Genomic DNA, 11,728 nt, shown 5'->3' on the forward strand with positions numbered 1-11,728 from the left:
TCTTCGAGTGGGATTGCAAGGTGGGGGCGCCCCCGGGCTCCATCCCCACGTCGTCCCGGCGAAGGCCGGCCATCAGTTCGTCGGCAGCGGGACCTGGTCGTCGATCAACGAATCCAGCGCCGCTTTCACATCGGTCTTGGCGTCGATCACGCCCGCCTGCTGCAGCGCGAGGCCGGCGGCGAGGATCGATTCCCGCTGGGGCGCGCCAATGCGGCTATGGGTCAGCTCGGTGCGTTCCTTGAGCTGCTTGTCGACCACGGTGTCCGGCAGTTTCGTCACCGCAATGAAGGTCTTCTTCAGCTCGTCATAGTTCGCCAGCGAATATTTCCGCGCCTCCTCATACGTCGCGAGCACGCGGCGGACGATATCCGGATGCGCCTTCAAAAACTCCTCGCGGACATTGAGGATGCCCCAGGTGTTGGCGTCGGCCTTGCGGTAGAACAGCTTGGCACCCTCCTCGACCTCGGCCTGCGCCATCATCGGATCGAGGCCGGCCCAGGCGTCGACGTCGCCGCGGATCAGTGCGGTCTTGCCGTCGGCGTGCTGCAACAGCACCGGCGTGATGTCCTTTTCGGTCAAACCGGCGCCGAGCAGCGCGCGGACCAGGAAGATGTGCGGGTCGGTGCCGCGCGTCACCGCAACGCGCTTGCCCTTGAGATCGGCGACCGACGCGATCTTGGAGTCCTTTGACGTGACCAGCGCGGTCCATTCGGGGCGCGAATAGACGTAGATCGACTTGATCGGGTTGCCGTTGATCCGCGCGACCAAAGCGGCCGAGCCCGCGGTCGAGCCGAGATCGATCGACCCGGCATTGAGGAATTCGAGCGCCTTGTTGGAGCCGGCCGACTGCACCCAGACGATGCTGATGCCGTCCTTGGCGAATTCCTTCTCCAGCAGGCCCTTCTGCTTCAGGACCATCGACACCGGATTGTAGGTTGCCCAGTCGATCCGGATCTCCTTCGGCGCGTCGGCCGCGAGCGCCGCGCCGGGCAGGAAGGTCGAGACCGCGAGCAGCGCAGCAAAGGCGCGCCGGGAAAATTTATGCATTCATCGCCCCCTCGATCAGATTAAGAAACAATCTTTTATTTCAATGAGTTAGCCTTGCGGTCAACGAGAAAATCTCTACCCTTTACGCGACGGCGCGAGAACGATCTTGCTCGAAGTGCCGCGAGGAGAGCATGGAGCTGCTGTCATCATACTTTGGTCAGTGACAGCAACAGCTCCGTCCGATATCGGATGAACGTATGGACAGCGTCGTAGCCGAAGTCCGCCCTGAAGCGGACGATCGTTTCGAGACCGAGCGGATCACCGCGGCGGTCAATGCACTCGCCGAACAGCATGCCGGCCGCGAGGACCAGTTCCGCGCCGCGATGGCGCAACTGCTCAAGGCCGAGCTGATCGCGGCGCGTGCCACGGCGCAGGCGCTGCTGCTGAAGGACCGCCACGGCCGCCGCTGCGCCGAACGGCTCTGCTTCGTGCAGGACGAGATCATCCGCATCCTCTATGCCGCGGCGACCCGGCATCTCTACCACTCGCCGATCCCCTCGGGCGCCGAGCGCATGGCCGTGGTCGCGACCGGCGGCTATGGCCGCGGGCTGATGGCGCCGGAATCCGACATCGATCTGTTGTTCATCCTCCCCTACAAGCAGACCGCATGGGGCGAGCAGGTCGCCGAAGCCATCCTCTATTGCCTCTGGGACATGGGGCTGAAGGTCGGCCACGCCACCCGCTCGGTCGATGAATCGATCCGCCAGGCGCGCGGCGACATGACGATCCGCACCGCGATCCTGGAGACGCGCTTTCTGACCGGCGACCAGCCGCTCTATGACGAGCTGGTCGAACGCTTCGACACGGAAGTGGTGCAGGGCACCGCGGCGGAATTCGTTACCGCCAAGCTTGCCGAGCGCGAGGAACGGCACCGCCGCGCCGGCCAGTCGCGCTATTTGGTCGAGCCCAACGTCAAGGACGGCAAGGGCGGCCTGCGCGACCTGCACACGCTGTTCTGGATCGCCAAATACGTCTACCGCGTACGCGAGACCGACGAACTGCTGGAACGCGGCGTGTTCGACGCGCAGGAGTACCGCACCTTCCGCCGCTGCGCCGACTTCCTGTGGTCGGTGCGCTGCAACCTGCACTTCTTCGCCGGGCGCGCCGAGGAGCGGCTGTCGTTCGACATGCAGCGCGAGATCGCGGTGCGGCTCGGCTACACCTCGCATCCGGGCATGCAGGACGTCGAGCGCTTCATGAAGCACTACTTCCTGATCGCGAAGGACGTCGGCGACCTCACCGCGATCCTGTGCGCCAGGCTCGAGGAAGAGCACAACAAGCCGGCGCCGGTGCTGAGCCGGATGGTGGCGCGGCTGCGGCCCGGCACCAAGCGGCGGCGGGTTAACGGCAGCGACGACTTCATCGTCGACAACAACCGCATCAACCTCGCCGCGCCCGACGTGTTCAAGCACGATCCGGTCAATCTGATCCGGATCTTCCGCCTCGCGCAGCAGAACAACCTCGCCTTCCACCCCGACGCGATGCGCACGGTGACGCGCTCGCTGAAGCTGATCAACACCCAGCTGCGCGAGAACGACGAAGCCAACCGCCTGTTCATGGAGATCCTGACCTCCGACAATGCGGAGGTCGTGCTGCGGCGGATGAACGAGACCGGCGTGCTCGGCCACTTCATCCGCGCCTTCGGCAAGATCGTGTCGATGATGCAGTTCAACATGTACCACCACTATACGGTGGACGAGCATCTGCTGCGCTGCATCGGCTTCCTGCAGGACATCGAGCGCGGCGGCAACGAGGAGTTCACGGTCGCCAGCGACCTGTTCCGCAAGATCCGCCCCGAGCACCGTCCGGTGATCTATATCGCAACGCTGCTGCACGACATCGCCAAGGGCCGGCCGGAGGATCACTCGATCGCCGGCGCCAAGGTGGCGCGGCGGCTGTGCCCGCGGCTCGGCTTCTCCGCGGCCGACACCGAGCTGGTGGCGTGGCTGATCGAGGAACATCTGACGATGTCGACGGTGGCGCAGTCGCGCGATTTGTCGGACCGCAAGACCATCGAGAATTTCGCCGCCGTGGTGCAGTCGGTCGAGCAGATGAAGCTGCTGACGATCCTGACCACCGCCGATATCCGCGGCGTCGGCCCCGGCGTGTGGAACGGCTGGAAGGCGCAGCTGTTGCGCACGCTGTATTACGAGACCGAGCCGGTACTGACCGGCGGCTTCTCGGAGGTCAACCGCGCCCAGCGCATCGCGGTGGCGCAGGCCGAATTTCGCCGCGTCTTCACCGAATGGCCGGAGGCCGAGCTCAACGCCTATATCGGCCGGCACTATCCGGCCTACTGGCTCAAGGTCGAGCTGCCGCGCAAGATCCGCCAGGCGCGCTTCATCCGCGCCAGCGAGCAGGCCGGCCACAAGCTCGCGATCAATGTCGGCTTCGACGAGATCCGTGCCGTCACCGAGCTCACGATCCTGGCGACCGACCATCCCTGGCTGCTGTCGATCATCGCGGGCGCCTGCGCCTCGGCCGGCGCCAACATCGTCGACGCGCAGATCTACACCACGACCGACGGCCGTGCGCTCGACACCATCTCGATCTCGCGCGAATACGACCGCGACGAGGACGAGGGCCGCCGCGCCACAAGGATCGGCGAGATGATCGAACACGTGCTGGAAGGCAAGCTCAGGCTTCCCGAGGCGGTGGCGAAGCGCGCGGTGCGCAGCAAGACGCGCCCGTTCATCGTCGAGCCCGAAGTGACCATCAACAACCAGTGGTCCGACCGTTACACCGTGATCGAGGTCTCCGGCCTCGACCGCCCCGGCCTGCTCTACCAGCTCACCACGGCGATTTCGAAGCTCAACCTCAACATCGCCTCCGCCCATGTCGCGACCTTCGGCGAACGCGCCCGCGACGTGTTCTATGTCACCGATCTGCTCGGCGCCCAGGTCACCGCGCCGACCCGGCAATCGGCGATCAAGAGCGCGCTGCTGCATCTGTTGTCAAGCGAGGACCAGGCCGCGAAGCCGGCGGCGTAGGGCACATATGCCGCCCCCGTCATCCTGAGGTGCGGGCGAAGCGAGCCTCGAAGGATCGACGGCCCGGATATCTCAGCGCGTCCACGTCTACTCGCGGCCCACAGCCGGGCCGTCGATCCTTCGAGACGGCCGCTGCGCGGCCTCCTCAGGATGACGGGATCGAAAATCGCTTCCACCGAAGGAGCAACACCGCGAAGCCCGATCGCAGCGTTTCAACCAAACAGCCGCATCAGCAACGCCTTGCCGACCGGCGCGGCGCGCACGCCGTGGAAGGCGCGGACATATTCGCCGGCATAGAATGCGCGCACGACATTGATCCGCGTCGCGGCCGCATCCTCGAAACGGACGCCGAAGCCGTCACGGGTGCGGCGGACCACCAGCGCGGTGACATTCTGGCCGTAGACATTGCATTTGATCGAGACCCCGATTGCCGGCGGGGAGGGATCGATGAAGCGCGCGCCTGATATCGAGATGTCGGCCATCCGCACCAGCCGCGGCGCGGCGCCTTCGTGAATCAAAACCGGCTCGTCGCGCTCGAACCGCTCGGCCTTGCGGCGCCGCGGCTGCTCGATGCAGATGAAGCAGACGATCGCCAGCACGACGCAATTGTAGAGGCTCCAGCCCAGCGCCAGCCCGCCATAGGCGATGCTGTCGCCGCGTAGATGCAGGATGAAGGCATAGGCGATCGCGAACAGCGTGATCAGCAAGGCGCTGCCATAGAGCCGCAGCAGCGGCCATTCGATGAAGCGGCGGTTGCGGTCGCCGCCCTTGGCCGTCACCTTGAACTTGTGGCCCTGCGGCCGGGCGAGCCCGGTCACGACCGCCTTCAATACCGCGGGGGCTGCGATGTATTGCGAGACGTCGGTCATGATCGCGAGCGAACGGCCGCGCGAGATCCAGGCCATGGTGAAGGCGTGCCAGACGTAGAACGGCATGAAGTATTTCAGGAGCTCGGACAGGTCGGCGTGAACCGCCTTGATCCCGAACAGCAGATAGAGCCAGGGCACGACCAGGCCGAAAGTCTTGGTGCTGTAGACCGCCGCCCAGCTCATGAAGGCATCGACCAGCGACAGCCGGTCCATGAATGCGAGCTTCGATTGCCGCGAGAACGGCCCGCTGCGCCCCCGGAAGATCTGCATGAAGCCGAGACACCAGCGCCCGCGCTGGGTGATGTACTCCTTCAGCCCTTCCGGCGCGAGGCCAATGGTCAGGCGCTCGTTGAGATAGACCGTGCGCAGGCCCTTTTCCTTCAGCCGCAGCGTGACAAGGTAATCCTCCGTCACTGAATCGGTCGGAAAGCCGCCGATCTGCATCAGGCCGGCGTAACGGATCAGCGATGAGGTGCCGCAGCAGAACGCGGTGCCCCAGGCATCCTTGGCCGGCATGAAAATGTCGAAGAAGAAGCGCTGTTCGTCCGGCCAGACGTCGGTCGCGGCGAGATTGGTCTGGATCGGATCCGGGTTGATGAAGTGCTGCGGCGTCTGCACGACGCCGACGGTGCCGTCCTGCATCAGGCTCATCGCCCGCGTCAGGAACTCCGGCATCGGGACGAAGTCCGCATCGAGGATCGAGACGAACTCCGGCCGGTCCGGCAGCGCTGACACGTGCTGGAGCGCATGATTGATGTTGCCGGCCTTGGCGTGGCGGTTGTCCGGACGGGTCAGGTAGTTGCAGCCGAGTTCCTGGGCGAGCCGGCGCAGCCACAGCCTGCGCCCATCGTCGAGCACCCAGACGCGATAATTGGGATAGTTCAGCCCGGTCGCGCCGATGATGGTGCGCTCCAGGATCGCCTTCTCCTCGTTGTAGGTGCAGATGAAGACGTCGACGAGCGGCGCATCTGCGCTCGCCCGGGATCGGCGCAGGATCGCATTGACCTCGGGCGAGCGGTCGATGGTCCGGCTGAGAAACAACAGCGACAGGCACACCGCGATCATCGAGGCGGCTTCGGCCACCACGAAGGGATAGCCGACCAGCGCATCGGCGGTGAGGCCCAGAGGCGGCAAGGTCTGGGTCACCCGCCAGACGAAATAGTGCAGCAGCAGGACGAACGACATTCCGGTCATCATGACGCGGGCCAGCGTCTGCTCGCGCCGGAGCAACGGCAGGATCGCAAGGCAGGCGCCGAAGGCGACCAGCCCGGGCGCGAATACCGCCATCATGGCTTTGCCGCGTCCGTGTTGAACACCACCCGTCCGGTGCGGCCGACCGCGCAGTCCTTGCCCGCAGTATCGGTCGCCGGCATCGAGACCGTCACACGATACGGCTCCTTGTTCAGCGCATCCGGATTGATCGCAAGGTTTGCGGGCGCACCCGACGCGCCGGTGAGGTTGACGATCTCACCCTGGATCGCGGCGCTGCCGTCGTTCGGCTCGAAACTCGCCTGCTCGCCGAGCCTGAGGCGGTTATAGACCCATTCGGTGACGTTCGCGGTGACGACCTCTCCGTGCAATCGAGCAGTTTGAGCAAGGGTTGCCCGGCCCTGACGTCCTCGCCGGGCGAGGTCATCATCTCCCAGATCCGTCCCCCGACCGGGGCCTTGATGTCGGCTTCCGCCCGGTTGACGTAGTGCAGTTGCTCGGAGGCGATCTCGTGGGTCAGCCAGTCGATCTCGGCATCGGCATGCGCCAGGTCGGCGCGCAGGTCGCTGACGCGCTGGCGCATCTCCTCTTCGCGCTGCACGGAACTCGGCCGGTCGTTGTAGCTGTCGCCGAGATAGGTGCCGTTCCTCGCTGCCGTGAGCTCGACCTTGGCGGCGTCGAGGCGGCGCTGCGCGCCGATCTCGGTCTGCTGGGCGATCGACTGCTCGCGCGTCAGCCGGGCCATCTCGACCGTCGAGACGCTGCCCGATTTGATCAGCGACGAGGCGCGTTCGACCGCAGCCGTCGCCTCCTCCCGCCGCGCGGCCGCGGCCTCGATCGCGGTCTGGATTTCGGCGATGCGGGCCTGAAGCTGCAGGATGCGGCCGTCGCGGAACTGACCGGCCTGGCGGGCGAGGTCCTGTTGCGCGGTCTCGGCAGCGGCAAGCTTGGCGGCGAAGCTCGGGCGCTCATTTTCCAGCCGCGACATCTGCCGCCGTAGATCGTCGAGCCGCACGCGATCGCCGCGCGCATTGACGACGTGCAGGATCGCATCGCCCTCATGGACCACGCTGAGCTGCGTCGAGCCTTGCTGCGGCTTCGCGCTCACGGTGCCGTCGATCGGCGAGCGCAGGGTCACGATCCTGGCATTAACCACGGCCTCGACACTCGAGGTCTGCAGCACGGCTTTCAGCGGCAGCCACCCGAACACGGCAACGATCGCAAGGCCGATGCCGACCTTGAGCAGGCGCCGAACCCACCGGCCCGAGCCTGCTGGCGCGTCGGGGTGCGGTGCGCTATCGCCGGCGGGCTCGCTGACCGGCTCGTCGTGCGCCGGCTGCAGCCGGTCCTGCAAGTCGCGTTGCAATCCGCGCGCGCCCGCTTCCCCATCCCTGGTGACGGAAACATCGCCCTCGGAAAGCGGCTTTTGCTGCTGTGCCTGATTCATGATGACCGGCCCCTGATCTGTCAGTGCGCGAACCAACGCACAGCTCACCAGAGCGATGCCGTTGCCGGACCGATCCAATAATCAGGTGCTTCAAAAGCAGCTAAAGCGAACCCGGCATCTTTCGGAAAACTTTCTGCAATTCGCGATGGCCGAGAACCCGGCGCGGGTAGGACGCCGTCGACCTGCTTGGCCCGTCATTGGGGACGCTTCCGAAAAGACTGAGCCCGGAATCCATCAGGGCTAGAGGGACTGGATTCCGGGCTCTCACGGAGGCTGTTATCGGACCCGTCTGCGCGACCCTGGCGTGAGCAGCCATCGCTCCGGTCCGGCAGCCTGCCGGGGCTAACTCCTGGGTGGCCTACGATGCTTGATCCGGCACGCCTGCTTGCGCCTGCAGCGCTGCCAGGCTCGCGCCCAGCAAGGCCAGGTAGCTCGCCTGACAGATCACGACGCCCAAATCGAAGACGTCGAGCAGATCGATCCAGGATTGATCGGCCGGCACGCTCGCGGCCTGCTTGCCACCATCGATAACGGTCGGCTGGAAGCTGCGCTCGGGTCTCTGACGCGTTGCCTCGTGCGCGGCATCTTCGGAGCAGAGGATCAAATGCAGGCGCCTGTTGGGCATTTCAATCTCCCGTCTCTGATTGGCGATTGCCGAAGCCCGGAAACCTCTACTGTCATCGAGTTACCCAATAAGCGTAGTCACCGGGAAGAAACGGGCCATTGAACGGAGGTTGATCCGGCCGTTACATTCGGGTGGGGCGGACCATACTTAGGTTTAGCCGCAACCTGGACCTGAGTGCGCTGGCGCGCTTCGCTTTCCGCGCGACCTCTCACGCGCGTGGCTCGCCAAAGGCCTGCATGATTTCGTCCGGACGTCGGTAAAGCTGCTAAGATCAAGCCTGTTAGGAGGGCGACGTTGTCGCCGCTGATGGTAGCGGTCACCTAGCGACGCAGCGCGGCCCATGACGGCCAAGTGCTGAACGGACAAGTGCTGGTGCTGCCGATGATGCCCAACCCGACCACGAGGTCCTGGTCAGCCGAACAATGGCTGCTCGGCGGCATGGTGCTGGCCTTGGCCGCAACCTGCATTGGGCTGGTGTTTGGCCCGCAGCCTGCAGCGTCCGCCCACCTGGTTGCCCTCGCGCTGCTCGTCGCGGCGCTGACCGCGACATTGCTGATGATGCGCCTGGTGGGCCGTACCCAAAGGCAGATGGAGGCCATGTTGCGCGGCCGGACCAGCGGCGAAGAGCGCGCGATCGAGGCGCTGCGCAACAGCGAAGCGCAATGGAAAGAGGTGTTCGAGCACAACCCGGTCATGTATTTCATGGTCGACGCGACGGGCCTCGTGCTGTCGGTCAACACGTTCGGCGCGGCACAGCTCGGCTACACCGTCGACGAATTGCTCGGACGATCCGTGCTGCGGGTGTTTGCCGCCGAAGACCAACCTATGGTCCAGCGCAACGTCGCCGCATGCCTCGACAACATTGGCCAAACCCACAGTTGGGAAATCCGCAAGGTCCGCAAGGACGGTTCCAGGCTTTGGGTTCGTGAAAATGCCAAGGCCGTGCGGCGGCTGGACGGTCAGCTGATCGTCCTGATCGCCTGCGAGGACATCACCGAACGCAAACACGCCGAAAACGCACTGCAGCAGAGTGAAATGTACCTGACCGAAGCCCAGCGATTGAGCCACACCGGCAGCTTTGGCTGGCATGTCGCCAGCGGCGAGATCATCTGGTCGGAAGAAACGTTCAGAATCTTCGAGTTCGACAGGGTTCCCTCCATCACGCATGGCACGGTCCTGCAACGCGTCCATCCAGATGATCGCGCCCGCGTGCAACGGACCATCGATCGCGCCTCGCTCGACGGCAAGGACTTCGAGCACGGCTACCGCTTGCTGATGCCCAATGGGGCAATCAAATACGTCCACGCCAGAGCGCATGCGGTGACTAACCTCGCGGGCGACACCGAATTTGTCGGAGCGGTCACCGACGTGACGGCGCGCAAGCTGGCCGAGGCGAAATTGCACGAAGCGCAGACCAACCTTGCGCATGTCACGCGCGTGACGGCGCTCGGCGAGCTCGCCGCATCGATCGCCCATGAAGTGAACCAGCCCCTTGCCGCTGTGGTCGCCAACGCCGCGGCATGCCTGCGGTGGCTCGACCGGGCGACCCCCGACCTGAATGAAGCGCGCGGAGCCGTCAGGTCGATCATCCGCGATGGCAACCGGGCGGGCGAGGTCATCCAGCGGGTCCGCGCAATGGTGAACAAGACGACCGAGCAGAAGGCCCCGCTCGATATCAATGAGGTCATCAACGAGGTGATCGGCCTGGTGCAACATGAATTGCAGAGCCACCTGATCTCCCTGCAGCTGGACCTCACTCCGGCGCTTCCGCCGGTCATCGCGGATCGCATCCAGCTGCAGCAGGTCGTCCTCAACCTCGTCCTCAACGGGATCGAGGCAATGCAACCGGTGACGGACAGGCCGCGGGAACTGGTGATCCGGACCCGCCATGACGATGCCGGGCAGATCCTGGTCACGGTCACCGATTGTGGTATCGGGATCGCGGCCGGGAATGCCGAGCGGCTGTTTGACGCCTTCTACACCACCAAGGCCAGCGGCATGGGAATGGGATTGTCGATCTGCCGCTCGATCATCGAGGCCCACCGAGGCCGCCTGTCCGCGACCGAAAACACCGGCCACGGCGCGACATTCCAGTTTACCTTGCCACTGCGTCAAGAGGATCACGCATGGTGACTGGACGCGCGGCATCGCCTCCCACTCACACCAACGCCGAGGATCCGATCGTCTTCGTCATCGACGACGACGCGTCGGTGCGGGACGCGCTGAGCAATCTTTTCCGGTCGGTCGGCCTGCGAACCGTGGCGTTCGGCTCGGCCCATGAATTTCTGCAGCACAAGCCGGCGGATGTCCCGAGCTGCCTGATCCTGGACATCCGGCTGCCCCGGCTGAGCGGCCTCGACTTTCAGGCAGAGCTGGCGAAGGCCGGCATTCATATTCCGATCATCTTCATGACCGGCCATGGCGATATCCCGATGACGGTCAGGGCCATGAAGGCCGGAGCGGTCGACTTCCTGACCAAGCCATTCCGCGATCAGGACATGCTGGATGCCGTTACGACAGCAATCGAGCGCGACAGGAATCGTCGCGACGAGGCCAAGGTTCTCGCAAACCTCCGCGCCGCCTTCGCGAGCCTGACACCGCGCGAGCGTCAGGTGATGACACTCGTCACGGCCGGACTGATGAACAAGCAGGTTGCCGCGGAAATCGGCGTGGCCGAGATCACGGTGAAGATCCACCGCGGCCAGATCATGCGCAAAATGGCAGCGAAGTCGCTGCCCGATCTGGTCCGGATGGCCGAGATCCTCGGGATCGGACAGGCATCCGGCAGGGCGCAAACCTAAGTATGATTCTCCGGCCTCGATTGGCGACGCACTGTGCGCCGCATCATCGCACAAACCAAGCCGTATCCGACCGCCCCCGGGAAGACCTCCTTGTCCAATCCGCCAGTGATATCAATCATCGACGATGACGTCTCGGTTCGTACCGCGACCCACAATCTCGTCAGGTCGCTGGGCTATGCGGTCGAGGCCTACGCGTCGGCCGAGGAATTCCTGCACTCGCCCCGCCTGAATGACACATCCTGCGTGATCACGGATGTCAGGATGCCGGCGATGAGCGGGCTCGACCTGCAGAGTCACCTGATTGCCAACGGACGGCGTCTTCCGTTCATTTTCATCACAGCCTTCTCCGTCGAGAACGATCGCGCCCGGGCCCTTAAGGCAGGGGCGGTCTGCTTTCTGATCAAGCCCTTCGACGGGGATGTCCTGATCAAATGCCTCGATACCGCCCTCGGCCAGCGCGCCGCGACGAGCGATTGAGCTCAAATCGGGCATGACCGGACCGGTATACGCAAGGATGATGCCGCCAAACATCTGGACAAGTTGTGCAGGCGCGGCCGTGGCGCGAGATTTCGCGTCGCCGCTCTTCACCGACGGCAAGGACCACGTCAGACATTTTGAATGGCAAATGGCAATTCCTCGGAGGGAGGTCGCCATGCGTGCGGAACCGCGCTGTGCCCAATGCGACAGCGAAGAGCCCAAGATCATCTGTTTGCGAAACCCGGCGGGTGAACGCTACTGCG

At 64.6% G+C, this 11,728-nt stretch carries 8 protein-coding genes and 1 pseudogene; 5 read left to right on the forward strand and 4 right to left on the reverse strand.

Going from position 1 to position 11,728, the window contains the following annotated elements:
* Positions 1–72: 72 nt before the first annotated feature.
* A complete protein-coding gene (locus tag AC628_RS25395) occupies positions 73–1,047 on the reverse strand; it encodes an aliphatic sulfonate ABC transporter substrate-binding protein (protein ID WP_074129523.1) in 975 nt (324 codons plus the stop codon).
* Positions 1,048–1,244: 197 nt separating this feature from the next.
* Between AC628_RS25395 and AC628_RS25400 the strand changes: the two genes are divergently transcribed.
* Positions 1,245–4,037, forward strand: coding sequence for a [protein-PII] uridylyltransferase (locus AC628_RS25400; RefSeq protein WP_074129524.1), 2,793 nt, complete (start codon positions 1,245–1,247; stop codon positions 4,035–4,037).
* Between the two features lie 212 nt (positions 4,038–4,249).
* On the opposite strand, the gene AC628_RS25405 is transcribed toward AC628_RS25400, so the two are convergent.
* From AC628_RS25405 to AC628_RS25415, 3 genes and pseudogenes are all read right to left on the reverse strand, one after another.
* Positions 4,250–6,196 carry a glycosyltransferase gene (locus AC628_RS25405; protein ID WP_074129525.1) on the reverse strand — a complete coding sequence of 649 codons (1,947 nt, stop codon included), beginning with the start codon at positions 6,194–6,196 and terminating at the stop codon, positions 4,250–4,252.
* Positions 6,193–7,640 (reverse strand): annotated as a pseudogene (locus AC628_RS25410) (HlyD family secretion protein). The gene AC628_RS25405 and the pseudogene AC628_RS25410 overlap by 4 nt, the downstream one beginning before the upstream one ends.
* Before the next feature lie 280 nt (positions 7,641–7,920).
* The gene (locus tag AC628_RS25415; RefSeq protein WP_074129526.1) at positions 7,921–8,187 is read right to left on the reverse strand and encodes a hypothetical protein; all 267 of its coding nucleotides are present in this window, start codon (positions 8,185–8,187) and stop codon (positions 7,921–7,923) included.
* Between the two features lie 351 nt (positions 8,188–8,538).
* Between AC628_RS25415 and AC628_RS25420 the strand changes: the two genes are divergently transcribed.
* The 4 genes from AC628_RS25420 to AC628_RS44850 form a co-directional block, all read left to right on the forward strand.
* Complete coding sequence (locus AC628_RS25420) at positions 8,539–10,320, forward strand: PAS domain-containing sensor histidine kinase (protein WP_245321302.1); 1,782 nt, start codon at positions 8,539–8,541, stop codon at positions 10,318–10,320.
* Positions 10,314–10,988, forward strand: coding sequence for a response regulator transcription factor (locus tag AC628_RS25425; RefSeq protein ID WP_074129528.1), 675 nt, complete (start codon positions 10,314–10,316; stop codon positions 10,986–10,988). Before AC628_RS25420 ends, AC628_RS25425 begins: the two co-directional genes overlap by 7 nt.
* 33 nt (positions 10,989–11,021) lie before the next feature.
* Positions 11,022–11,465 carry a response regulator transcription factor gene (locus AC628_RS25430; protein ID WP_502689767.1) on the forward strand — a complete coding sequence of 148 codons (444 nt, stop codon included), beginning with the start codon at positions 11,022–11,024 and terminating at the stop codon, positions 11,463–11,465.
* A gap of 13 nt (positions 11,466–11,478) precedes the next feature.
* Positions 11,479–11,728: hypothetical protein (locus tag AC628_RS44850; protein ID WP_210190260.1), on the forward strand; the 250-nt coding region annotated here is incomplete at its 3' end.

Source organism: Bradyrhizobium sp. NAS96.2, assembly GCF_001908235.1.
Classification (GTDB): domain Bacteria; phylum Pseudomonadota; class Alphaproteobacteria; order Rhizobiales; family Xanthobacteraceae; genus Bradyrhizobium.